The 24,230-nt window shown below is 35.7% G+C and carries 20 protein-coding genes and 1 riboswitch; of the genes, 9 read left to right on the top strand and 11 right to left on the bottom strand.

Annotation, left to right across the window (positions count from 1 at the left end; all coding sequences use genetic code 11):
* Positions 1 to 11 precede the first annotated feature (11 nt).
* The 3 genes from thrA to ACXAGJ_RS13845 are packed head-to-tail and all read right to left on the bottom strand — an operon-like array spanning position 12 to position 4,715.
* On the bottom strand, positions 12 to 2,432 hold the full coding sequence (gene thrA / locus ACXAGJ_RS13835; protein WP_474840758.1) for a bifunctional aspartate kinase/homoserine dehydrogenase I: 2,421 nt from the start codon (positions 2,430 to 2,432) through the stop codon (positions 12 to 14).
* 11 nt (positions 2,433 to 2,443) lie between these two features.
* Positions 2,444 to 3,406 (bottom strand): alpha/beta fold hydrolase, encoded by a 963-nt coding sequence (locus ACXAGJ_RS13840; RefSeq protein WP_474840759.1) that lies wholly within the window; start codon positions 3,404 to 3,406, stop codon positions 2,444 to 2,446.
* A 19-nt stretch (positions 3,407 to 3,425) separates the two neighbouring features.
* A complete protein-coding gene (locus ACXAGJ_RS13845; protein ID WP_474840760.1) occupies positions 3,426 to 4,715 on the bottom strand; it encodes an O-acetylhomoserine aminocarboxypropyltransferase/cysteine synthase family protein in 1,290 nt (429 codons plus the stop codon).
* A gap of 125 nt (positions 4,716 to 4,840) precedes the next feature.
* Positions 4,841 to 4,947, bottom strand: a riboswitch (SAM riboswitch).
* 332 nt (positions 4,948 to 5,279) lie between these two features.
* Between ACXAGJ_RS13845 and metK the strand changes: the two genes are divergently transcribed.
* Both metK and ACXAGJ_RS13855 read left to right on the top strand, forming a co-directional pair.
* The gene (gene metK, locus ACXAGJ_RS13850) at positions 5,280 to 6,536 is read left to right on the top strand and encodes a methionine adenosyltransferase (protein WP_474840761.1); all 1,257 of its coding nucleotides are present in this window, start codon (positions 5,280 to 5,282) and stop codon (positions 6,534 to 6,536) included.
* A 261-nt stretch (positions 6,537 to 6,797) separates the two neighbouring features.
* On the top strand, positions 6,798 to 7,163 hold the full coding sequence (locus ACXAGJ_RS13855) for a hypothetical protein (protein WP_474840762.1): 366 nt from the start codon (positions 6,798 to 6,800) through the stop codon (positions 7,161 to 7,163).
* A gap of 71 nt (positions 7,164 to 7,234) precedes the next feature.
* Here the strand turns inward: ACXAGJ_RS13855 and ACXAGJ_RS13860 are convergent, their stop codons facing one another.
* The gene (locus ACXAGJ_RS13860; protein WP_474840763.1) at positions 7,235 to 7,657 is read right to left on the bottom strand and encodes a DoxX family protein; all 423 of its coding nucleotides are present in this window, start codon (positions 7,655 to 7,657) and stop codon (positions 7,235 to 7,237) included.
* A 61-nt stretch (positions 7,658 to 7,718) separates the two neighbouring features.
* The gene (locus tag ACXAGJ_RS13865) at positions 7,719 to 8,912 is read right to left on the bottom strand and encodes a heparan-alpha-glucosaminide N-acetyltransferase domain-containing protein (RefSeq protein WP_474840764.1); all 1,194 of its coding nucleotides are present in this window, start codon (positions 8,910 to 8,912) and stop codon (positions 7,719 to 7,721) included.
* 256 nt (positions 8,913 to 9,168) lie between these two features.
* Here ACXAGJ_RS13865 and ACXAGJ_RS13870 point away from each other — a divergent pair, with 256 nt between their 5' ends.
* Complete coding sequence (locus tag ACXAGJ_RS13870) at positions 9,169 to 9,510, top strand: hypothetical protein (protein WP_474840765.1); 342 nt, start codon at positions 9,169 to 9,171, stop codon at positions 9,508 to 9,510.
* Positions 9,511 to 9,540: 30 nt separating this feature from the next.
* Here ACXAGJ_RS13870 and ACXAGJ_RS13875 read toward each other — a convergent pair whose 3' ends face one another.
* The 4 genes from ACXAGJ_RS13875 to ACXAGJ_RS13890 form a co-directional block, all read right to left on the bottom strand.
* Positions 9,541 to 12,264, bottom strand: coding sequence for a carboxypeptidase-like regulatory domain-containing protein (locus ACXAGJ_RS13875; RefSeq protein ID WP_474840766.1), 2,724 nt, complete (start codon positions 12,262 to 12,264; stop codon positions 9,541 to 9,543).
* A 53-nt stretch (positions 12,265 to 12,317) separates the two neighbouring features.
* Entirely contained in the window at positions 12,318 to 13,196 is an 879-nt protein-coding gene (locus tag ACXAGJ_RS13880; RefSeq protein ID WP_474840767.1) for a GLPGLI family protein, read from the bottom strand.
* Between the two features lie 84 nt (positions 13,197 to 13,280).
* Positions 13,281 to 14,447, bottom strand: coding sequence for an aspartyl protease family protein (locus tag ACXAGJ_RS13885; protein ID WP_474840768.1), 1,167 nt, complete (start codon positions 14,445 to 14,447; stop codon positions 13,281 to 13,283).
* A gap of 21 nt (positions 14,448 to 14,468) precedes the next feature.
* Positions 14,469 to 15,284 carry a GLPGLI family protein gene (locus ACXAGJ_RS13890; RefSeq protein ID WP_474840769.1) on the bottom strand — a complete coding sequence of 272 codons (816 nt, stop codon included), beginning with the start codon at positions 15,282 to 15,284 and terminating at the stop codon, positions 14,469 to 14,471.
* 124 nt (positions 15,285 to 15,408) lie between these two features.
* Between ACXAGJ_RS13890 and ACXAGJ_RS13895 the strand changes: the two genes are divergently transcribed.
* Positions 15,409 to 16,932 (top strand): sensor histidine kinase, encoded by a 1,524-nt coding sequence (locus ACXAGJ_RS13895; RefSeq protein ID WP_474840770.1) that lies wholly within the window; start codon positions 15,409 to 15,411, stop codon positions 16,930 to 16,932.
* Positions 16,925 to 17,608: a response regulator transcription factor gene (locus ACXAGJ_RS13900; RefSeq protein ID WP_474840771.1), complete on the top strand. Its 684-nt coding sequence runs from the start codon at positions 16,925 to 16,927 to the stop codon at positions 17,606 to 17,608. Before ACXAGJ_RS13895 ends, ACXAGJ_RS13900 begins: the two co-directional genes overlap by 8 nt.
* On the opposite strand, the gene ACXAGJ_RS13905 is transcribed toward ACXAGJ_RS13900, so the two are convergent.
* A complete protein-coding gene (locus tag ACXAGJ_RS13905) occupies positions 17,597 to 18,121 on the bottom strand; it encodes a DUF302 domain-containing protein (RefSeq protein ID WP_474840772.1) in 525 nt (174 codons plus the stop codon). The genes ACXAGJ_RS13900 and ACXAGJ_RS13905 overlap by 12 nt on opposite strands.
* Positions 18,122 to 18,363: 242 nt before the next feature.
* On the opposite strand from ACXAGJ_RS13905, the gene ACXAGJ_RS13910 reads away from it, so the two are divergent.
* A complete protein-coding gene (locus ACXAGJ_RS13910) occupies positions 18,364 to 18,978 on the top strand; it encodes a deoxynucleoside kinase (RefSeq protein WP_073315527.1) in 615 nt (204 codons plus the stop codon).
* A gap of 23 nt (positions 18,979 to 19,001) precedes the next feature.
* The gene (locus ACXAGJ_RS13915; protein ID WP_474840773.1) at positions 19,002 to 19,658 is read left to right on the top strand and encodes a DUF2461 domain-containing protein; all 657 of its coding nucleotides are present in this window, start codon (positions 19,002 to 19,004) and stop codon (positions 19,656 to 19,658) included.
* Here ACXAGJ_RS13915 and ACXAGJ_RS13920 read toward each other — a convergent pair.
* Positions 19,648 to 20,886: a 3-deoxy-D-manno-octulosonic acid transferase gene (locus ACXAGJ_RS13920; protein ID WP_474840774.1), complete on the bottom strand. Its 1,239-nt coding sequence runs from the start codon at positions 20,884 to 20,886 to the stop codon at positions 19,648 to 19,650. The two genes, ACXAGJ_RS13915 and ACXAGJ_RS13920, sit on opposite strands and share 11 nt — an antisense overlap.
* Positions 20,887 to 21,074: 188 nt before the next feature.
* Here ACXAGJ_RS13920 and ACXAGJ_RS13925 point away from each other — a divergent pair, with 188 nt between their 5' ends.
* The gene (locus ACXAGJ_RS13925) at positions 21,075 to 22,874 is read left to right on the top strand and encodes a T9SS type A sorting domain-containing protein (RefSeq protein WP_474840775.1); all 1,800 of its coding nucleotides are present in this window, start codon (positions 21,075 to 21,077) and stop codon (positions 22,872 to 22,874) included.
* A gap of 153 nt (positions 22,875 to 23,027) precedes the next feature.
* On the top strand, positions 23,028 to 24,197 hold the full coding sequence (locus ACXAGJ_RS13930) for a DegT/DnrJ/EryC1/StrS family aminotransferase (protein WP_474840776.1): 1,170 nt from the start codon (positions 23,028 to 23,030) through the stop codon (positions 24,195 to 24,197).
* Positions 24,198 to 24,230 lie beyond the last annotated feature (33 nt).

Consider the following 24,230-nt stretch of genomic DNA (forward strand, 5'->3'; position numbering starts at 1 on the left):
GTTTAATTTTTTTAATGATTTCCTTTTTCTGCCAATCGAAGTATATCACCAAATACACCACGGGCGGTAACCGCTGCTCCGGCACCTGCACCTTGAATAACGATCGGCTGATCTCCATAGGATTCAGTGTAAATCTCGAATATGGAGTCGGAACCTTTTACTTGTCCTAACGCGCTTGTTGCCGGAACCGAAACCAATTTCACATCCAAATTCCCCTTTTCCTGAGAGAGATCCCCCCAAAGATCACCAATATATCTCAATACACAACCCGGCTTTTGCGCATCTTTAACTTTTTGATACACCTCATCCAATTCGGAAATCCGATTTAAAAAGCCGCTAACCTCTCCTTCTCTCAGATTTTCCGGAATTAAATTATGGATTTGCACATCATCAAATTCATTACTCAAATCCAATTCTCGAGCAAGAATCAACAGCTTCCTCCCCACATCATTACCACACAAATCTTCTCTAGGATCTGGTTCTGTATATCCACTATCAATTGCTTCTTGTAATACTTCACTAAATGGCCTATCCTCTACAGAAAAGGTGTTGAACAAATAACTTAACGACCCAGAAAACACCCCTTTAATTCTAGTAATATTCTCGCCAGACAAATGCAACAGTTTTATGGTGTCGATTAATGGCAGCCCAGCTCCCACATTGGTTTCATATAGATATTCCTTTTGATTTTCTCTAAGTTTTGCTCGTAAATCTTTATAAAAATCAAATTCAAGGGTGTTTGCTACTTTATTAGAAGACACCAGATCAAAACCGTGATCGATCAATTCAATATAGTTAGACACAAAACTTTGACTAGCCGTATTATCGATAGCTATTAAGTTTTCGAGGTGATGTTGCTTTGTAAAATCAATCACATCCTGAATCGTATATGGTTCGCCAGCATCTTTGATTTCTTGTTTCCATCTAGTATCGATTCCATTTCGTTTTAACAGTACCTTCTTAGAGTTGGCCACTGCAAAAACATTCAACTTGATATGTTTTCTACTTTCGATTTGCTTGGCAGATTGCAAGATCTGATCAATTAAGGTCCCTCCTACCAAACCGTGTCCAAATATGGCAATATTTACCTTTTTAGAAATTTCAAAAATCTCACCATGAATCACATTAAGCGCCTTATGTAACTGCTCTTTTTTAACTACAAGACTTACATTTTTTCCGGAAACCGTATTGTTAAACAGTAACGGAATCACTTGGTTTTTGATCAACGCATTATAAGGCTTATGAAAAGTACTCAAATCCTGGCCTATGATCGAAATTACAGCAACTTGATCTTCAATACTAATAGCACTTACATCTCGTTTGTAAAAATCGGCTTCAAACTCTTCTTCGAGAATAAATTTGGCTTCATTGGCTTGATCCGCCTGGACCACAAAGCCGATCCCTCTTTCTGAAGATCCTTGCGAGATAATACTTACGCTAATATTTCTTTGTGCCAGAGTTCTGAATATTCTAGCATCGATTCCTACTTTACCCAGTAGACCCCTACCTTCCAAATGAATTAAAGCTACATTATCAAGAACAGACAAAGATTTTATTCCTTTTTCACTTTCTTCTGAAGTAATTAAAGTCCCCTTGTTACCGTGATCAAAAGTATTTAAAATACGTAACGGGATGTTTTTTTCTAGTAAGGGAATAATCGTCTTGGCATGCAAGATATTAGCCCCAAAATTAGCCAATTCGTTGGCCTGGGCAAAAGACAATTTTTCTATTTTTTGCGCTTCTGGAACCAGGTCGGGATTAGCCGTATAAATTCCATTTACGTGTGTAAAATTTTGCAACTCTTCGGCCTCGAGGTAATTTGCCAATAATGAGGCTGTATAGTTACTCCCGTTTCTTCCTAACGTAGTTGTTTCCTTTTTTGTATTCGATGCAATAAAACCGGTAACCACATTAACTGTACTCCCATTGTATTTTTCAAAATGGGCCAAAATATTTTCTTTCGACAATCGATCCAGGGGCTGTGCATCTCCAAACTGTTCGTCGGTGACAATTAACTCTCTACTATCGGTAAAATTTGCATTGATATTTTTTGCCTTAAGTAGTTGAGTAACCAGTTTTGCTGAAATCACTTCTCCTTGAGACAACACCTGATCTTTTATCCGTTTGCTATAATCACCTAATAGCGAAACTCCTTCAAAAAGTTTATCCAGTGTATTAAACTCATTCTCAAACTGAACATTTTCAAAATCTGCCAGTTGATATTTCTTGAAAGCTTCTAATTGTGCCTTGTAACTTTCATTTTTTCTGGCTTTTTCCAATATTTTTTCCAGCTCGTTAGTTGTATTTCCTCTAGCAGATAAAACAACGGTGATCTTTTCTCCTTGTTTGACTTTATCTTCTATAATGGTAACCACGGTTTCAATTCCTTTTCCGTTGGCTAACGATTTTCCTCCAAATTTTAGAACTTTCATTTTTCTTTTCTTTAAAAAATCTCTTTCAACAATTCGTTCATTTGTTCAAACTCAATCAAAAATGCATCATGACCGTGTACAGAGTCGATGAGACTATGATTAATATTTTTTTTCACTTTCTTCAATTCGTTGTAGGTAGCTACATCTTCGGCTGCTGTAAAAAAGACATCAGAATTAACACTCACCAGATGAATATTGGATGAAATCCTACCAGCTACCTCAAGAAAACTTCCTCTTGATGCTGTGATGTCGATATTTGCTAGGATATAATTCAACTCTTTGTACGCCGAAAGGGTAAATCGATGCTTCAATTTTTCTCCATGATGCAATAGCCAACTTTCTATATTAAACATGTCTTTATCTGCATTATAGGTCCTATCGAACTTTTGCTTAAAGGATTCTGGAGATCTATATATCAGCATCGCATGAAGTCTGGCATCATGAACTGGATTACTAGAATTAAGCAATATTTGTTCTTGCACCAAGCAATTGGCTTTTAGCCAATCTGTGGATTTCCAATCGGTAGCTACGGGAATTAAATTTTTAATCAAATCGGGCTTTAACGCTGCCAATTCCCAGGCAATACCTCCTCCTACAGAACCGCCAATTACAGCATACAGTTCATGAATAGCTAATACCTCTAACCCCTCTGCAAAAAGAACAGCAACATCTCTTGCGTTAAACAACCTATAGTCATCAATCAAATTCTCTACTACTCCATCATATCCGTTACCCGGAATATTAAATGAAATCACAGTATATTTATTGGTATCAATACATTTCCCCGCCCCAATAAGGCCATTCCACCATCCTTCATTTCCACATACTGTAGAGTTACCCGTTAACGCATGATTAACCAGTACCACAGGAGCTTGATGAATCGGTTTCCCAAAAACCTCATAGGTTAGAGGAATATGATCGATATGTTTCCCTTTTACCGTTGTAAAATTTGAGATGTCTATTTTTTGCAGCATGCAAACCTATTCTATTAAGTTATTGTATTGTCTCTCTCACTTTAGAAAAAGCAACTTGCAAATCTGTCTTAAGATCATCGATATCTTCTAATCCTACAGATAATCGAATCAAATCCTGGGTTACTCCTGTGGATTGCTGTTGCTCATCCGTAAGTTGTTGGTGTGTTGTACTAGCCGGATGAATGATCAATGATTTAGAATCTCCGATATTCGCCAGTAACGAAAAGATGTTAGTTTCGTTTGCCACAGTTTTTGCGGAATCGAATCCTCCTTTTACTCCAAAAGTGATAATTCCACTTTGTCCTTTGGGAAGGTATTCTTTTGCTAAAGCATGGTACTCATCATCTTGTAAGCCTGGATATCGTACCCAGGTTACTTCATCTTGTTCTTGTAACCATTGTGCTAATGCTAATGCATTTTCGCTATGCTTTTTAATTCTGATTTCTAATGTCTCCAGCCCTTGAAGAATTTGAAACGCATTAAATGGGCTAAGTGCGGCCCCATGATCTCTTAATCCTTCAATTCGAACTTTGGCAATAAATGCAGCAGCGCCTAATGCCTCATGATATACTAATCCGTGATAACCTGGGGAAGGTTCTGTAAATTCTGGAAACTTTCCACTTGACCAATCAAAAGTACCTGCATCAATAATCGCTCCTCCCAGAGAGGTCCCGTTACCGCTTATGTACTTGGTTAAAGAATGGATTACAATATTGGCGCCGTGTTCTATTGGATTCAACAAAGCAGGAGTAGCTACTGTATTATCTACAATCAAAGGTACTTTGTATGCCTTGGCTTCTTCCGAAATGGATTTCAAATCCAACACATCTAACTTTGGATTCCCCAAAGACTCTACAAAAAATACTCTGGTATTTTCTTGTACTGCATCCTTGAAATTTTTGGCATCAGACGGATCCACAAAAGTGGTAGTGATCCCGAATCTCGGCAGGGTGACATTCAATAAATTATAGGTTCCTCCATACAAGCTGCTGGACGCCACAATATGGTCACCTGCTTTCAACAAAGTCAACAACGTAGTATTGATGGCCGCAGTTCCTGAAGCAGTAACGACTGATGCAATACCTCCTTCTAAGGCTGCCAAGCGTTGCTCCAAGATATCATTGGTGGGGTTATTTAATCGAGTGTAAATGAATCCCGGCTCGGAGAGGTTAAACAAATTAGCTGCATGATCTGCATTGTTAAATACATACGAGGTTGTTTGATAAATAGGAACTGCTCTTGTCCCTCCATTTACGGTAACATCATGACCTGCATGTAAAGCTTCTGTTGCAAATTTTTGTGTGCTCATAATTTTCTACTTTAAATTTTAATATTGATTTAAAATTCAAATACATCAAATACTCCAACACTATTGAGTAGATATAGAAAATTAAAAAGAAAGGATATTAGAATTACCTAAACGGTAATTACATCGAGTTATCTTTTCCTGAATCTCAGGATAGAATTTAGCACCTTCTTTAACAGTTAAAGGGTTGCTAAGGTTTCATAGGGTCTATTCCCTCCACCTTTCTTAATAACTTACTAAAATGTATAAGAAACTTCGCAACAAAGCTAGTAATTATTTTGGAACTGCAATATGATCTCCAAAAAAATTATGAATTTTGAAAATATTCAATCATTGAATCCTACACATTGCAGAAGAATTAATGATTCGTTAAATACTTTTGCATATTGTCATTTTTTTTACCTTTGCCGAGATATTTTTGGAAATAGATTGGGTTAATTATAAGCATGTAGCCTTGTTAGTTAGGTCACAAAAAACACCTTACCAATACAACAAACCCGCCTGATAATCGAAAGTTTATCGCGATAGTTTCGTCTGAAGTATCTAAAACATACAAAACAACAAAGAATGGCATATTTATTCACCTCAGAGAGTGTATCTGAAGGACATCCAGATAAAGTAGCAGATCAAATAAGTGACGCTTTATTAGATAACTTTTTGGCTTTTGATCCAGAATCAAAAGTAGCTTGCGAAACTCTGGTAACTACAGGTCAGGTAGTTTTGGCCGGAGAAGTAAAATCCAATACTTATCTTGATGTACAACAAATTGCCAGAGATGTCATTAATAAAATTGGATATACCAAAGGTGCCTACCAGTTTAGCGGCGATTCTTGTGGCGTGATTTCACTAATTCATGAGCAGTCTAAAGATATCAACCAAGGAGTTGACCGAGAGACAAAAGAAGAGCAAGGGGCTGGAGATCAAGGAATGATGTTTGGATATGCTTCCAAAGAAACTGCGAATTACATGCCATTGGCTCTTGATATATCTCACAAGATTCTGATCGAACTTGCAAAATTAAGAAGAGAAGGAAACGAAATTCCTTACTTACGTCCAGATTCTAAAAGTCAGGTAACCATAGAGTATAGCGATGATAATGTTCCGCAACGTATTGTTGCTATTGTTGTATCTACTCAGCATGATGATTTTGATAAGAATGACGATGTAATGTTATCCAAAATCAAAAAGGACATTGTATCCATTCTGATCCCAAGAGTTATCGCTCAGTTCCCGGAGTATATTCAAAAATTATTCAACGATGATATCGTATATCATATCAACCCTACCGGCAAATTTGTAATCGGTGGGCCTCATGGAGATACTGGTCTTACAGGAAGAAAAATTATTGTGGATACTTACGGAGGAAAAGGTGCCCATGGTGGTGGTGCTTTCTCTGGAAAAGACCCTAGTAAAGTAGACCGATCTGCAGCTTATGCATCACGACATATTGCTAAGAATCTAGTAGCTTCAGGAGTAGCCAACGAAGTTTTGGTCCAGGTATCATACGCTATTGGTGTAGTAGAACCGACCTCTATTTTTGTAGATACTTATGGAACGAGCAATTTAGCACTTACCGATGGTGAAATTGCTGAAAAAGTTGGTGAGATTTTTGATATGCGCCCAGCAGCAATTGAAAGCCGCCTCAAGTTACGTAATCCTATCTATCAGGAAACCGCTGCGTATGGACATATGGGTAAAGAACCTGTGACAGTTACCAAGGTATTTAACAGTCCATATTCTGGAAATGTTGAACGAGAAGTTGAGTTGTTCACATGGGAAAAATTAGACTATGTAGAAGCCGTAAAAGAGGCTTTTAACATCTAGTTCACCGAACCTTTATAGCGCTTTATCGATTTAACGACTTGTTGCAAAAAAAATGTGGTTTTTCCGCAGATAAAACTCACGTAATATTACTATTTTTACCGCGTTAATGGATAGATACATAAGGTTACTGTTTCGGGGGAAATAACTTATGTATTTTTATAAGTTTATTACACTATTCATAGGGCAAATGGCTTTTGAAGTGTTTTATAAACGTGGAATAGGTTTACAAATTAAACGCACTACTAATTAAAATTCAGGGAAATGAAATTAAAAGCATTTTTAATGATCGCTTTTTGTTTTATACTTGGCACTGCATTTGGCCAGGAGTATAAAAACGATTTAACCTCGGTTAAAACTATTGACAATCAACTTCAGGATGAAGAATACAGTTCAGATCAGGTTGCTGTAGATCGATTATTACTAACTACACCAGTAGCGAATATTACTGAAAAGGATAAGCAGTTTTTTAGCAGAAAAGAATGGAGAAAAATTAAAAAGGAAATCCAAAAAAACAAAAAGAAAATCTTAGGAGAACAAAATAGCATTCACACTACCAAAGTGATGGATACTATCTTTCTTAATATACCTATCGATCCCAGACGGGAATCACAGCTCTCAGGATGGTAGATAGACAAATACAAATTACATAAAAAAAGCCGCTAATGAAGCGGCTTTTTTTATGCTATATTGTTTTAATGCTACTGTTGCATTTTTAGATAATAATCCACCGAATGTTTTCCTGAGCCGTAAAACATAAAGAAAACACACAATAACAATATTACACTTGCAATCACAAGATTTGCAGGTTTCATTTCTCCTAAAAAATTGATTAGCACCGCCCCAATTAAAAGAGGAAGTTGTGCCGTTACAGACCACCTGGTTAATAACCCAAATGCAATCAAAATCCCTCCTATTAAATGAGCAGGAGCAACATAGTGAATAACAATCATAGAACCAGCAAGATTTTGAACCGGTTTAATCAAATCAACAAGAATTTGACTGTTGCTGATGAAGTTTATTCCTTTGATGAATAAAAACACCCCAAGTGCAATTCTTAATAGGTCTATCGGATAACACGAATGAGCATTTGCCCATTTATTTAATGACTTTATTGTTGGCATAACAAAACAGTATTGATTAGACTAGTATAAGATACTGATTTTTAGACCAATAAAAAAGTGTTTATCCTTTTAAAGCATGCTTAAAAAAACGAAACGTTCTTGCCAGATTACTTTTAACTCCTGAAACCAGATCTAAGAAATAGGTATTAGAGGTTACTTTGGCATACGTTTGCTCCCATAAAGGATATACCTTGGTTTTGATATCGTCTTCGTATCGATAATAATTCAATACCAATGCACAAATACCAATCATAAATAACAAAGCTCCAATAACAGCTTCTACAGGAGATAAATCATGATAAAAAAAGCGACTCAGACCTAATCCAAACCAGCTTCCGTAGAGCACAAAAAAATGAATGATATAAATAGAAAGTGTTTTACCTCCGATTTTATTAATCAGAGGGTGTTGCAGGTAATTTCTCAGCAACATAAACACCGAAAAAAGAACGAATACATTACCCAATCGGATAAACAAGAAATTATTGTAAGCTACTGCCTTAAAAACTCCTATTTTGGTAAAGTGATATATATCCATTAAAACCGCCGAAGAATAATACATCAGAAAAACTCCTAAGCACAAAGAAATCAGAATACCGTAAACATAGAACATCTTATGGCCTTTGTACTTTAAAAAGACTGTAGCGATAAAACTTCCAAAACAAACGTATCCAAACCAAGGAAATAAGGTAAAAACAGATCCATTTTTATTGGTGAAGTAATTCGCTATCGTATCCGGCAAATAGGACAATACGCAAGTATTATAAATAGGTTGTAAAAGAAAAACTACTACCCCAATACCTAATACACCATATTTGAACGCACACTGGTTAGTTCTGCACGAAATCAAATACACACCAATAAGTAACAATAGTGAAGTTCCTATACACTGCAAAACATCTACATAAAAGAACGAAGGATTAAGCGTTCCTTCTGCAAGAGCAAACAAACTAAGACGTAATAGATATCCCCAAAAAATAACTTTTACTGCTCTCTTTACTCCTTTTATAACTCTGGGATTTTCTAATCCCGAAGTCTTTTGTTTGATTAACAAATAGGTAAAAATAAACCCTGTAATCGTAAAAAAAGTGGGGGCTGTCATCCCTCTCATATACTCCCAAATAGCATATGCAAGATTGTCTCTATCTCTATATACGTCCTCTAGTAATGCATGAACAAAATGTCCTTGTAGCATCATAAGTATAGCAAAAGCACGGATTGCATCTAGAAAATGCAACCGCCCGGCTGGCTTGTTCATAAATATTGGTTTTGGTTAGTTACCCCGAAAACGTGTTTCGAGTTATATTATTGTTAAAAAAATGGCAAATGTAACTAAATAAATTGGTTTAAATATTGATAGTTAGTACTTTATAAAAAGGCTTGTTTTACTCCTAAGTCCTTTTATTATTGAAAGTTGCCGAAAAATCGACCCAAAAAATCAACCATTTCTAATACTTTAAATGAAGTAGTTTGGCATTCTTATTGAAGCATTATCAACATAAAAATAAACCATCATGAAAATAGACAGCTACACCAAATTTTTACTGACCGTTATTGCAATTAGTCTTGTCATTATTGTTGTTCGGGATATCGAAATTGTTCCAAAAGCATATGCCAACACAAGTACAAAAAGCGCTTATGGGATTATTCCTATTAACGAAGATGGATCGATTACTGTTCGATTAAGCAGTGCCGACGAAATTGATGTCAATATTAAAAACATCGACACCTACGATAAACTAAGAGTGGATATCAACGACATAAGTACGCAAGACGAGCTCCCTATTAACCTTGAAGAAATAGGTGGATATCCCGTGTCGAGCGGAGGACCTATAAAAGTAAAACTGCAGCAATAACTCTAACTATCGCTGCAACCTCTATAACTATCACAGATTGTATTTTATACTCAGAATCCAATACCTTGGCTGTACCATATAACTAGAGGTACTATTGAATAATTCATTAAAACTATCTCTATTGATACTATCGATATCCAAAAGGTTGGTAACCGAAAACTTATACTCCCATTTGCTATCTGGTTTTTGGTAAAACAAATCAGCATCCCAAAAGCTATATTCGTTAAGCGTGGTTTGGGTATCCCGATAATTATAGTAACTGTAGGAGGACTTTAGTAAGAAGCCTTTGGCAAAAGACCAATCTAATCTCGCAAATGGTCGACTGGTATAAAATGTACTTTGCGCTCCATTATTATCATAATCATTAACGGTAATACTGTATCCAAGGTCAAAATTTGGACCTTTTTTGAAGTTGGTAGACCATTCTGTACTATAATTCTGGGTCAAACTTATACTTTCGCTAGGCAATGTATTGACTACATTATTAAAACTGGACCATCCTACACGAGCACTAAGCGTTCCTTTTATTTTACCAAAACTTCTACTAAAATTTCCAACGGCATTGAAAACCTGGTCTGCTAAATTAGAATTTACGGGAGTCTCTACCCGGTTAATCCCTGAAAAAACACTATTGTTTTTGATAGGATTGCGTCGATTACTGTAGCTAATTCGTGCGAAAACATTGGTGTAATTAAACATATTAAAACTAAAATAGTTCAAAGAAAAATTGTCGTACAATGCATTGTCCAAATTTCTGTTTCCTCTAAACAAAGAGTTGTAATTATTAAACACAAACCCTTCTGCCAATCGATTTACATCCGTATATTCTGCCGTAATTGAGTAATTAAATCGTAAACTTTCACTTTTCTTGAATTGAGCCAGTGCAAAAAAATCAGGCAACACCAACCATTCGTCCTGTTCTAATGTTGTACCTAGTTGTTTATCCTTAAGTCTATAATTATGCAAGCTAACCCCAGGATTGAAGGTGAATATCCCAGTAATAAATTTATAATGCATGCTGGCAAAAATATCTGTGAAGTTATAGGTTACATCATTATTAAAATCCTCATCACCAAAAGTAACCGTATACTCGTTGTCTAACACCTGAAAGATACTGGAATCAAAATTTTGTGTACTAGCAATAGATCCCAATGTAAAATTAAGATTGCTTTTTTTATTTAACACATAATAATAATCTAGTTTAGCGTCAAACTTGCTAGTAACCACCTGTTTATCTTGGTTTATACTGTAGCGATCTGCCTCCTGAAGGGGATCAAATGTATCCAGCGATGGATCTGTTGGATCATTAATTTCTGTAAAAACTCCTCTGAAAGGAATTTCATCTCGTATAGCATTATAAAAAGGATCTTCATCCTGATATAAATGCTGGGCCTCTAGAGAGAATATATTCTTCTCGTTAAGCGTGTAGTACGCATTTACATTTTGCTGTATCGAAAAAGGAGTGTTTTCTAATTGCTCCTCTATATTTTCTGAAACATCGGATCGTACTGATAAAAAATCACCTACTTCCTCTTGACTAGAAAGCTTTCCGAACATATCATAATCCAATCTGAAATTTGCATTGGGTTTATATACAGCGCTTAGCTTTAGCAATCCCAATTTGTTTTCTTGAGTAGTATTATCAAAAGTTTCTTCTACCACATTATCTGTTGGATCTGGAGTATCATCTATATATACTCTTCTGGTATTGGTCACAAAATCAGTTTCCGTATCGCTCACAATACCATATCCACTAATATCCAATGTTTTGCTAGCAGTAAGATTAAAATTTGCTGCTCCAAATTTGGTATTGATATCATTGGCTCTATTATCCTGTAATGTAGCAAACGCCAAATCATCTGAGGAAACGGTAAATGTAGTTCCTCCTCTACCCAGATTTCTAAAACCTCCTGTAAAATTAAAATAATCTCTTCTTGTAAAAGGGACCTCTCCAATATCATTAAAATCGGTAATGATATTGATACTATATTTGGGACTGTAATAGAACAATTTGGGTTTCACAATGTATCGCTCGGTCTCTCCTACTCCCGATCCAGCTTGTACATCCCCGAACCAAAAATTCTTCTTTCCTTCCTTTAATTTGATATTAATTGCGATCTGATCGTCAGAATTTCTTAGCCCTCTCATTTGACTCACATCCTCATAATTCCTGAGTACCTCAACTTTATCCAAGGCATCTGCTGGTATATTTTTGGTTGCTAATTTTGAATCTCCATCAAAGAAATCCTTTCCTTCTACCATTACCTTTGAAACCGTTTTTCCTTCGACTTCTATTTCTCCATCCTCATTTACCTCAACTCCTGGAAGTTTTTCTAAGACATCCCCTAGTTTTTTTTCGGTTCCCGTGGTAAAAGAGTCCGCATTATAGACCAAGGTATCCCCTTTTACTACAACTGGCATTTCATATACCAGTTCTACCTCATCCAGGCTGTTTTCGTCAGGTTTCATTTCAAAATCAACAGAAACATCTTGTTCAGATACGGTAAATGATTTTGCTTCTGAAGAAAACCCAATAAAACTGACTCTTAAAAGATACGTATCGTTTTGAGGTACATTGACTTTATAAACCCCTTTGTCGTTAGTGATCCCGTAAGCAACCATCGCATTGGTGTCTTTTTTATAGGCAATTACATTTGCCATTTCTAATGGATTACCAACAGAATCCTTTACCACACCGGTAATTTGTACTTTTTGAGCATTAGTTACCAGTGTTATTCCTAAAAGGAATAGCATAAACATTGTATTTTTAAACATGCTAGATTTTCTTTTTGTAAGCGATAAATAATTTAATTTCTCCCTCTTCTTCCGAAATTTCCTCCTCTTTGTGTGCTAAACTGATCAATCATCTCTTCGATCTTTTTCTGCGTGATGGCATTGTATGCTTCTTGAGAAAGTTCTTTTCCTTTTTTAGGTCTTTTGATAGGTTCTATTTCATTATTGTTTAGTACAATTTTATTACACAAAAGAACGGTACGCCCTTCTTGTACCTCCAATATCAACCCTGGCAATCCCCAATAAGCACCCGGACCGGTACTAATTGGTATTTCGGGAGTATACCAGGCAACAATTTCAATTTCTTTGGGCGGTTTTTTTCGATCAGGCATAGCATTGTCAACCTTTGTCCCTTCTGATTTTTCTCTCATTTGCCTAGCCTTTCTTCTTATACTTCGCCAATCCATGATTTCCTCTACCTTCTTCGTGGTTACTGCTTTAAAACAAGTATAGTTTCCAATTTTTTTGGTTTCATTTTTCAATACCCAATCTATCGGTTGTAATGAATCTACAATCAAAAAATTCTTACCATAAAATTCGCGCTGGTCATGGTATACTCCTTCCCCATTGTTTTTATAATAGTTATTCGAGGTAAAACCAGACATCATTGCTCGGAATCTACCACCTCCTGGTCCTGCTCCAGCTGTGGTTTCCAGCTTTTCTTCTTCGGTATACAAGGAAGCTTCTTTATTGAACGTAAGTACAAAAGTGCGTTCTGAAGCTGATTTCATTCTTTCTGCTATCATTTTCTTTTGATCTTCAGATAACTGACGATTCCCAAAATTGAGATCCACTTTAGTTTTACTGAAGTAATATGCTTTTCCTTGAAATTGCTGTGCCGAGGTAAGGGTACAGATCAATAGAACACCCAAATAGAGTATGCTTGTTTTCATTGTGAGTAGATTTTAAAGTTCTATGACCCTTAAAACCAAAACAGGTTTAATTCAAAAAAGTTAATTAATTCATAAAACTAAATACTACAATAAACGCTTCAGTAAAATAGCTACCTGTTCTACTTTTTCAGACCTTTTCTTTTTGACTTTTAACATCACCTTTTCCTGATCTTTTCTAAGGTGATTTCGCCAAACACTTAAGTCTTTACCGGTATATTCATTGATTGCCAACAATTCATCTCCTTCTCTAATCCCTAATCTATACGCTTCACTATTTTCGATCACATGTCCAATGAGTATCTGATCCTCTACCAGCTTAATACTAATACCACTCATCGGAAAATAAAATGGTTTTTTGAATGTAGCATTGGGTTTGAAATACCATATCTTGTCTTGATAATCTAATATCATATTGAAGCGGTTGATAATTTTTGCTCCCAAAATACCATCATAGGCACTTGATCCTGACACTCCTGTCTTTGTTTCTGAAATATCGATTGGCAAATCCAAAAAATCATTATTGGCAATACTCAGTTTTTGAGCAGCTCCTATGGTAAAAGTTGACGTTTTGGTAAGTCCTCTGGCTTTGGCAGTAATTGTTTTACCCGTTCTACTTTTAATATTGTTTTTCTTGGCAAAAGGTGTATTAAATGCAACTGTAAGATTAGCTCCACTATCAAAAAGAAAACTCCCGCTCTCTGTCGATCCATCTTTCAATACAAAATCTACTTCTATTTGTGGGATAGGACCTCTTTTGAACTGTAATGGTAATTCTTGATACGTATTGCGATCAGGGATTTCCTTTGAAGAGGTGTATAACTTAATCGTATGCGTCTCAAAATCCATTTGAGTGACAAACTTTTTCAAGACATCATACCCAATAATCCCCTCTAATCGGGTTCCTGTACGCTGAGCAAGTTCTTTTAAATCTACCAATACCAAATTCACATTCTGAAATTTGATGTTTTCTATGGTTATCGATTGACCTGTTGCGATTTGATATACTTCAGATCCGTTAGCCCCTCGAGTATTCTGAGAATAATTAGATTGAATCCCTAATCTTTTTGCGACCTCGCTGTCCAAAACTGCAGTAGAAGCTCCTGTATCAAAAACAAAGTGCAAGGGTTCCTGATGCTGATTCACTTTAACCTTAATAAAAACCAACTCCTTGTCTTCAAAAGGTATTGTTGCCACTTGAGCTTGTAACCAAGACCCGAAACATAATATGATGATTAGAAAAAACCTGTTCATTTTTTGATTGATTTTTGATGATTATCCACGTACTCTAATTTGAAAACTATTCTCCCCTCCTCTTGGTACTCGATCTTGCATTTCCTTTATTTTCTTCTCCATAATTTCTTCAAACTTATCTTCGGTAACTACTTTGCCTTTTTCGGGAGCGCTAATTGCTATTTTTTTCTTTGGGTTTAATACTATTTTATTACACAATATACGAGCATTTCCATCACTTACCTCCATAATTAACCCTGGCAAGCCCCAATAAGTAGAAGGGCCACTATTCACAGGGATCTCAGGAGTGTACCACGCCACTATGGTTACTTCTTCTGTTTTGGGTTCGGATGTATTCTCTTCACTATTAACACTAACACTTCGTTGTGTCTGTACGGTTCTTGTGGCAGTGGCCTTGTAACAGGTATAATTCCCTATTTTTTTGGTTTCATCCTCAAGTTTCCAATCATAAGAAGTAAGGGCATCTTTTACCAAAAATGCTTTTCCAAACATTTCTCTTTTTGCTGCGTACTTTTTTTCTTTACTATTCTTATATAAAATATCTGAGCTTTGAGATCCTGCCACCTTTATCCGTACTCCGGAAGTCGAAGCGGTTGGGTTTAAGGTTTGTTCTTCCTTGTATACCGATTCATTAGTATTAAATCGTAAGGTATACTCTTTTTGAAACTGTTTGCGCATCATTTCCTGTATCTGATTTTGCATTTCAGAATTTACACGTGTACTATCTAACTGAATGTCCATTTTTCGATCTGAACTATAGGTAGCAACTCCCTGAAAATCCTGGGCGGACACACTCTTTATTACAAAAAGCACTAGTAAAACTATAAGTCGTAACATAATTATATTTTTATGATTATTTCTGCAACAAAGATCAATATTGAATTTCATTCCTTGCGTTAAGCAGTGTTAACGAGTGTTAACCGATTCGTTGAATCCCCTAGGAGTGTATTACATTTGAAGTATGAGAAAAAGAAACTACAAAATCATTCTTTACTTTATCACAAGTGTTATCCTAATTACACTTGGTATTCAAGTGTATTGGAACTATAAGAATTATCAAGCATCCAAACAGCAATTGATCAACGAAGTCCAAATTAGTTTGGATAATGCGGTAGATGAATATTTTACAGAACTAGCCAAAGAAAATGCAGTTTTCATTATGCATGATACCATGATTGGGAAAACAGTGAGAAATCTTCATAAAATGGAAAAAGGCTTTATCGCGAATAGTAATTTTAAGAGAATTGATTCTTTTAAAATTAATGAGGGCACCAAAATCTCTATCGTAAAAGACTCTAATACGCAGAGTATACATATTGTAAAGGGACCTGACTTAACCAAAGATCAAGTCGTACAACAACAAAAAGATATCCTTTTACACCTTACGCAACGTCAGGAAGACTCTATACCTCAAAATCAGGATAGTATCATAAAGGTTATTAGCGGTTTAGCTTCAAAAGCTATTGTTTCTATAACGCAAGATTCGTTAAAATTGGGAAAGATTAATGAGTTGGTTCAAAAAGAATTACATCGTAAAAACATCAACATAGATTATGGTTTACGGTTTACAAATCCTTTTGGAGAGAAAACCGAAATTAACGAAAACATTATTAAAACAGCTGTTTTACAAACCAAATCAAAATCTTCTTTCCTGCGTCGACTCAGCTCCTTAGAATTGTTTTTCACCAATGAGCGATTAACCATATTTAAGAAAAACCTTGGAGGTATCCTACTATCCTTTGTTTTGGTAGCCAGCGTAATTGGATGTTTATTATTTCTTTTACGTATCATCAACCAACAAAAGCAATTGGCAGAACTCAAAAATGATTTGATTAGCAATATTACACACGAATTTAAAACTCCCATTGCCACCATTAGCGCTGCGCTAGAGGCTATTCAGAATTTTAACACCAATAATGATCCTGAGAAAACCAAAAAATATGTCGAAATGTCCTCTAATCAACTAGGGCGATTAAATACCATGGTTGAAAAAATACTGGAAACAGCAACTCTGGATAGTGAAGAATTGCAGCTTAAGTTGGAGGAAATGGATTTGATAACCATTCTTAAAAACGCAGTGGAGAAAAATATGGCGACGATTTCAGAAGAGAAAACAATTACTTTTGACACCAATACTGAAAAAACCATGATAAACATCGATGTTTTTCATTTTGAAAATGCGATCAACAATATCATAGACAACGCCATTAAGTATGGAGGGAACCGGATACATGTTGCTGTAAAAAAAGCAAAAAATAACCTTACCATAGAGGTTATAGATGATGGGACTTCATTGTCCAAAATCCATAAGGAAAAGATTTTTGATAAGTTCTATCGTGTTCCCAAAGGAAATACTCACGATGTAAAAGGATTTGGCATTGGATTATTTTATACCAAAACCATTATCGAAAAACATGGCGGAACCATACAGTTATCGCTAGATAATAACCAAACCAATTTTAAAATCAACTTACCAAATGACTGAAATTATCGATATACTATTGGCAGAAGATGAACCTTCATTAGGTTTGATTATCAAGGAAAGTCTGGAAACGAGAAACTTTCAGGTTCATTTGGCAAAAGACGGAAAAGAAGCTTTCGAACTCTATAAAAGCATTGATCCCAAACTTTTGGTTTTGGATGTGATGATGCCCAAAAAGGATGGTTTTACTTTGGCCAAAGAAATTAGAGAGGAGGACGAAACGATTCCCATTATTTTCCTTACGGCAAAATCACAGACACAAGATGTGGTAGAAGGATTTACCATTGGAGGAAATGATTACCTGAAGAAACCTTTTAGTATGGAAGAATTGATTGTGAGGATCAATAACCTGCTGCAAAGAACTCGAATTCAAAAGAAAGCCGAAATTATTAGTGTAGGAGCATATACCTTTAATTTCCCTAAGCAACAATTGCAATTTAAAGAAGAGGAACCGTCTCTTCTAACACATAGAGAAGCTCATCTTCTTTTTCATCTTATCAAAAACAAAAATCAAGTTCTGGATCGCTCCTTAATCCTTAAAAAGTTATGGGGAGACGATGACTTTTTCAATGGAAGAAGTATGGATGTATTTATCACCAAACTCCGAAAAAAACTTAAAAAAGACGAATCGATCCAGATCATTAATGTACGAGGATACGGGTATAAGCTAGTTTGCTAAGCCTGCTGCCATATTCGTAATTTTATCTAGAGCACCAGTAACCTTGGCCAGTACCTCATCTTTGCCTGTAATACCATGACGGTTTTGCAAATAGTTTGGATCGTTATAAGATACATTCACTGTGCCATCTTCATCTTGCCATAACAAAATCTTTTGTGGCAAATCTAACCCAGTAGTTTGTGAAGTTTGCATAAGTGGAGTTCCTAATCTTGGATTACCAAACAAAATGATACGTGTAGGCCTTAATTCTAAATCAACAGAAGCTGCATTTTTTTGATGATCCAGCTCCGCAACGATTTTCAAATTGGGATTATTGGTAATAATATCTTTTAATGATGCATAAGTCTCTTCAAAACTCTTATTGCTCTTTTTGGTAATTACACCTTGTTGTGCTTGTATTTCCATTTGTTGTTCTGTTGTTGTTTGTGCTTCCTTAGACGTTTCATTCGGCACTTGATTACAAGCTATCAACACAAAAAAGAAGGAGAGGAAATAATATTTTACAGACTTCATAACAAAATTACTTTTTATCTAAAGATACTGTAAAATAGAAGACAGATTGTTAATCCTATTATAAAGATGATAAAGAATAGCTGATTTTTATGAAAGCCTTCTTTTATCAAGTTTTGTAAAAAAATTTCTAAATAATAATCCATTACAAATTCTTTATTATATCCCTTTCATCTTACTCATAAAATCTATTATATTTACGCCAGAACAAAGATTAACCGTTTCCCCAACAAAAATTATCTAATATGCATATAGCAATAGCTGGAAACATCGGTGCCGGAAAAACCACATTGACCCGATTACTTGCTAAACATTATAAATGGGAGGCGCATTATGAAGATGTATTAGAAAATCCATACTTGGAAGACTTCTATAACAAAATGGAACGATGGTCGTTCAATCTTCAGATTTACTTTTTGAATAGCCGTTTCAGACAAATTTTGGATATCCGAGAAAGCGGAAAAGATATCATACAAGATAGAACCATCTACGAGGATGCCTATATTTTTGCTCCTAACTTGCATGCCATGGGACTAATGACCAATAGAGATTTTGAAAACTACAAATCGCTATTCGATCTTATGGAAGCTGTGGTAGAAGGTCCTGACCTACTTATTTACTTAAGAAGTAGTATTCCCAATCTTGTTGCACAGATCCATAAAAGAGGAAGAGAATACGAAAACACCATCAGCATTGATTATTTAAGCAGACTTAATGAGCGCTATGAAGCTTGGGCACATGATTATGACAAAGGTAACTTGCTTATCGTAGATGTGGATCATCTCAATTTTGTAGATAACCCTGAAGATCTTGGTAGTATCATCAATCGAATTGATGCTGAGTTGAATGGTTTATTTTAAAGAGTAACTACACTTTCTAGACCATGGACTTTCAGGCTTTATTTCGGTTTCTTGAAGAATTACAGCAGAACAATCATAAGGATTGGATGGATGCGAATAGAAAACACTACCATGCTATCCGAAATGATTTTGTTTCCTGGCTTGATGATCTGGATAACAAATTAGCCAATATAGATCCAGAATATTATCCTACCCCAGGTAAAAAAGGAATCAATAGAATCAACAACAACCTCCTCTTTCATCCCAATAAGCCTGTATACAAAGATCACTTTGGAGCTGGATTAGATCAAAAAACCAAGCAAGGAGATTTTTATATTGAAATAGGGATATCAAAAGGAGTATTAGCTGGAGGCTACTGGAGGCCAGAAAACAAATTACTGCAGAGTATCCGAGAAGGTATTGATTATAATGGGGAAGAGCTCGTGAAAATCATTAACAAAAAAAGTTTTAAGGACACCTTTGGAGGTTTATATGCAGAAGATGATATGTTGAAATCAGCGCCAAAAGACTACAGTAAGGATCATGAACATATCCAATTGTTGCGCTATAGAACCTTTGCTGTGATTCATGACTTAAAACAAGAACAGATATTGGCGCCTGATTTTACAGATTATGTGATTGCCGTTTATAAAGAAATGCTTCCTTTCAGAAGGTATTTGCGAGAGGCAGTTACAGTTTAGTATCCAAATAATCTACAATCATTGCGGTAGCACCGGTGTTACTATTAATAAAGTGTCCTGCAATCATACCTGTTTTTTCTCTGAACTTTTTGTCTTCGACAAGCTTAGTCATTATGCTATTAAACTCTTCTGTACTCGATACCGAAAATAATCCAGCCAATTTCTGAAGTTGTTTGGCTTCTCTAAATTTCTCAAAGTTTTTTCCAATGATAATGGGAATACCAAAAGTGGCAGGTTCTAGAATGTTATGCAATCCTGTATTTCCCATAGCTCCCCCTACATAGGCAATATCTCCATAACTATACACCCTGGACAAATACCCAATTGTATTCATCACAAAGATTTGTTGATCTGCAAGGTTTACCCCTTCTTTTTCAGAATATACAACAGTGTTTTTTTCTATTTTCTGTACCAAAGGATTGACGTTGCTATCTTTAATTTCATGTGGAGCTATAATAAAACAAACCTCTTTCGGAGCATTATTTACAAAATCCAAAAACACCTCTTCATCTTCAGGCCAGGAACTACCCACCACGATACACGTACGATCATTTACAAACTCTGAAATAAAATCCACATGATTGTCCATCTCTATCTGATGACTCACCCGATCAAATCGGGTATCCCCACTTAGAGATACATTGGTATACCCCAATCCTTCGATCAGTGCTTGAGAAGTTGCATCCTGAACAAAAAAATGATCGATTCCCTTCAAGGCATTTCTCATAAAACCTCCATACCACTTAAAAAAGGCCTGATCTTCTCTAAATGTAGTAGATATAAATACTGTTGGGATATCATTCCCCCGAAGTGTCTTAAGATAATTAGGCCAAAATTCATACTTTACAAAAACAGCCAGTTTGGGATTAACCAGTTGGATGAATTTCTTAGCATTCCTTTTAGTATCAATAGGCAAATATACAATGATATCGGCAAGCTTGCTGTTCTTTTTTATTTCATACCCTGAAGGAGAAAAAAAAGTAACCAACAATTTCGTGTCGGGAAATTTGGCCTTTAACGCTTCCATTACAGGAACTCCTTGTTCATATTCTCCCAAAGAGGCACAATGAAACCAAATAATATCATCATCACTTGGTATCTTCTTCTTTAAAATATCGAAAACCGAACGTCTTCCGTCGACAAATAACTTCAATTTGGAGCCAAACCCTCCTAAAACAGGTAGTATGAAATTGAAAATTCCAACAAAGATGTTATATATAATATGCAATGACTTCTATTTTTATGAATAGCAAAAATACAGCTCTTTACTAGAATACGGCACCAAAAGTTCAAAAAGAACAACTTACATTCAAATTACCAATATTTCATTTCAATGAAATTAAAATTGAAATTATCACACTTTTTTAGTTAAAAATTAATTAATTTCATATCAACCTTAACACAAACTCTTAAACCATGAAATTAAAAATTACTTTCATTGCGTTATTCTCATGCGCTATTCTTTTCTCGCAAAATTTTTTAGAAGTACAACTCCCCACTCCAGACAAATTGAGTCCTTTGTTTATTGGTCCTTTGGTAAAGTCAACTATTCATTACGGAGTGACTCCACCAAACTATAACGGAAAAGTGATTGTTTTTAACCACGGATATATTGACCTTAACCAAGGGCAATTTCTTTTTGACAATTCATTTTATAGAGATACCTACAACGAAGGATATCAAGCTGTTTTTGTAGCTACCACAAGAGGTGGAGGTATTTGGGTAAATGGAGAATTACTAGCTGAATCTATAGATATTGTTACCAACAAATACAACGTTTCTGAAGTCTATTTGGTTGGGCACAGTAATGGAGGAAAAGCCTCTGAAGCAGCTATGTTTCAGTATGGAAAAAACTCGAAAGTAACCAGAGCTTTTGCACTAGGTACACCCTTTTGGGGGACTTATCTTGCAGATATTTCTCAAATGCCATGGTTGAATTGGGCATGGCGACTTACCGGACTTAACGAAGGAGCCCGAACTTCTACTACCTATTACTGTAGAGATGTGGTACGACCGATACTTGATAATCACCCCAATAATGATCCAGGAAAATTTGTGATACTTGGCGCTTCTGGATTTTATAAAGGATCTACGATTGCAGCTGCTGCATTCTTGGTTACCGGAGGAATTTTATTACCCGTACAAGGTGCTAATGATGGGGTTGCTCCGTATAGCAGTACACTACGTCCTGGAGCCGAATATGTTTTCCGAAAAAATGACTCGAGAGCTATTTTTGATCATCTGGATGTAGGGCTGGGGCAATTTAGTTGGCCGTACGTGAAATCCTATATAGAGAATCCTTCATTACGCAGCAATTTTAAATCAAATAATAATGCAGAAAACTCCAAAATAGTAAGTAACTACTACATTATCCACTCTCAAAATGAATATGACAAAATAACCTTGGACAAAGATTCTAAATATGCCATAGCAGAAATTTTACATGAAAATCCTAAAGCTTCTTTTGATCTTTACGATCAGACAAAAAAGATAAAGAACTACACAAAACATGTAACTCAGGATCATCAAACGGTTATTCCTGTTACAGATGGGGAGTTAACCCTAAAAAGTAACTCTAACTTTGCAGCATTTATCAAACAAGATAATGGTATCCACCTGGAGTTTCAAAATATCAAAACAGGTAATGCATCCCTATTAAAAGCAAATTTGTTTTCAAATCAAAAGAATTTTCACACTCCAAAGAATACCGAAGTACGCGCGGTGATCACCCAAAAAATTACCGATCAGGGAATTCAAATCGATGGAGATCCAAAAATCGTGACTTTTACCCAAGAGAAAGATCATTTCTATTTTGACACTTCTATTCTTAAAGATGGTGTATATAGCCTATTTCTACATGCAGAGAGCGAAGGCAATTTCAAAAGGAATATCATCTCAGGATTTGTAGTTGGAGATATTCAAAATGTGATCAATACCAATATCGACACCCCTTTAATCAACGAGAAAAACGAATTACAAATAGTCCCAAATGCGGTTAAGAATGAAGCTTCTTTAGTTTTAGAAACCCCACTAACAGCTAAATCTTTGCAGATTACTATTTATGACATTACCGGAAAAGAAATCAAATCATGGGAAATAGCAAACGAGCAGGTTTCCAGATACAACATTTCTAATCAAGTTCAGTCCTTACATGCAGGTATTTACTTATTAAAAGTCAAAAACTTCAAAACAATTAAGTTCATCAAAACCAATTAGATAGACATTAACTACCTTTTTTCAAAGCATCTTAGGCTTCTCTAGTCTAGATGCTTTGATTTTTTATATCACCCATCTATATTCAAAAACCATTTTTACATTGGCTATAGTTCCTTTATTTTGTACTTTCGTGAGGTTACAATACGCACATCAATGAGGAAAATTCAAATGGTTGACCTAAAGGGTCAGTATGAGCAAATTAAAGAACAAGTCGACAAATCCGTACTTGACGTTATACAATCTACAGCATTTATTAACGGACCTGAGGTCCATAGCTTTCAAAAAGAATTAGAAGAGTATCTTGATGTTAAACATGTAATCCCTTGTGCCAATGGTACAGATGCGTTACAGATAGCCATGATGGGATTAGGGTTACAGCCCGGTGACGAGGTCATTACTGCTGATTTTACCTTTGCCGCTACCGTAGAAGTAATTGCGCTTCTACAACTTACGCCTGTATTAGTGGATGTAGAAATTGATTCATTCAATATCGACCCGGAAGCGATTCGTAGAGCAATTACTCCCAAAACCAAAGCAATTGTCCCTGTACATTTATTTGGACAATGTGCCAATATGGATGAGATTATGGCCATTGCAAAAGAACATGATTTATATGTTATAGAAGATAACGCGCAAGGTATTGGATCAAGTTATCAATTTGCTAATGGCAAGACTCAAAAAACAGGAGCTATCGGGCATGTAGCTTCTACCTCTTTTTTCCCTTCCAAAAACCTGGGATGTTACGGTGATGGTGGAGCCATTTTTACCAACGATGATGATTTGGCACATACCATAAGAGGTATCGTAAATCATGGGATGTACAAAAGGTATCACCATGATGTAGTGGGTGTAAATTCGAGATTAGATTCTATTCAGGCTACTATTTTACGTGCTAAATTACCTAATTTGGATAGTTATAATAACGCACGAAGAGCAGCTGCAAGAAAGTATAACGCTGCTTTTGCTGGAATTAAAAACATTATCACTCCAAAAGTAAAAGGGAACAACTGCGGATCTGATGAAAATACCATTTGTGATACTTGCAATTGTCATGTATTTCATCAGTACACGTTGAGAGTTATTGATATTGATCGTGATGCACTCGTAAAACATCTAAACGATAATGAAATCCCTTGTGGAGTATATTATCCTATCCCATTACACAACCAAAAAGCATACAAAGATGATCGATACAACGAGGCTGATTTTACCATAACTAATCAATTGGTGAAAGAAGTAATCTCGTTACCGATGCATACAGAACTTGATGATGAACAAATTGATTTTATCACCAAAACGGTTATTGATTTTGTAAATCAATAAAATTTTAAGTCCATCTGAACCGCTTTCAATTCA

The sequence above is a fragment of the Aquimarina sp. AWH4_224 genome, from assembly GCF_056160245.1.

Excerpts from the sequence above, each read along its gene's own strand:
- ACXAGJ_RS13840 (WP_474840759.1), bottom strand. The coding sequence starts at position 3,406 with ATGCTGCAAAAAATAGACATCTCAAATTTTACAACGGTAAAAGGGAAA.
- ACXAGJ_RS13915 (WP_474840773.1), top strand. The coding sequence starts at position 19,002 with ATGGACTTTCAGGCTTTATTTCGGTTTCTTGAAGAATTACAGCAGAAC.
- ACXAGJ_RS13910 (WP_073315527.1), top strand. The coding sequence starts at position 18,364 with ATGCATATAGCAATAGCTGGAAACATCGGTGCCGGAAAAACCACATTG.
- ACXAGJ_RS13905 (WP_474840772.1), bottom strand. The coding sequence starts at position 18,121 with ATGAAGTCTGTAAAATATTATTTCCTCTCCTTCTTTTTTGTGTTGATA.
- ACXAGJ_RS13880 (WP_474840767.1), bottom strand. The coding sequence starts at position 13,196 with ATGAAAACAAGCATACTCTATTTGGGTGTTCTATTGATCTGTACCCTT.
- thrA (WP_474840758.1), bottom strand. The coding sequence starts at position 2,432 with ATGAAAGTTCTAAAATTTGGAGGAAAATCGTTAGCCAACGGAAAAGGA.
- ACXAGJ_RS13875 (WP_474840766.1), bottom strand. The coding sequence starts at position 12,264 with ATGCTATTCCTTTTAGGAATAACACTGGTAACTAATGCTCAAAAAGTA.
- ACXAGJ_RS13900 (WP_474840771.1), top strand. The coding sequence starts at position 16,925 with ATGACTGAAATTATCGATATACTATTGGCAGAAGATGAACCTTCATTA.
- ACXAGJ_RS13895 (WP_474840770.1), top strand. The coding sequence starts at position 15,409 with ATGAGAAAAAGAAACTACAAAATCATTCTTTACTTTATCACAAGTGTT.
- ACXAGJ_RS13925 (WP_474840775.1), top strand. The coding sequence starts at position 21,075 with ATGAAATTAAAAATTACTTTCATTGCGTTATTCTCATGCGCTATTCTT.
- ACXAGJ_RS13860 (WP_474840763.1), bottom strand. The coding sequence starts at position 7,657 with ATGCCAACAATAAAGTCATTAAATAAATGGGCAAATGCTCATTCGTGT.
- ACXAGJ_RS13870 (WP_474840765.1), top strand. The coding sequence starts at position 9,169 with ATGAAAATAGACAGCTACACCAAATTTTTACTGACCGTTATTGCAATT.
- ACXAGJ_RS13890 (WP_474840769.1), bottom strand. The coding sequence starts at position 15,284 with ATGTTACGACTTATAGTTTTACTAGTGCTTTTTGTAATAAAGAGTGTG.
- ACXAGJ_RS13930 (WP_474840776.1), top strand. The coding sequence starts at position 23,028 with ATGAGGAAAATTCAAATGGTTGACCTAAAGGGTCAGTATGAGCAAATT.
- ACXAGJ_RS13865 (WP_474840764.1), bottom strand. The coding sequence starts at position 8,912 with ATGAACAAGCCAGCCGGGCGGTTGCATTTTCTAGATGCAATCCGTGCT.
- ACXAGJ_RS13885 (WP_474840768.1), bottom strand. The coding sequence starts at position 14,447 with ATGAACAGGTTTTTTCTAATCATCATATTATGTTTCGGGTCTTGGTTA.
- metK (WP_474840761.1), top strand. The coding sequence starts at position 5,280 with ATGGCATATTTATTCACCTCAGAGAGTGTATCTGAAGGACATCCAGAT.
- ACXAGJ_RS13855 (WP_474840762.1), top strand. The coding sequence starts at position 6,798 with ATGAAATTAAAAGCATTTTTAATGATCGCTTTTTGTTTTATACTTGGC.
- ACXAGJ_RS13845 (WP_474840760.1), bottom strand. The coding sequence starts at position 4,715 with ATGAGCACACAAAAATTTGCAACAGAAGCTTTACATGCAGGTCATGAT.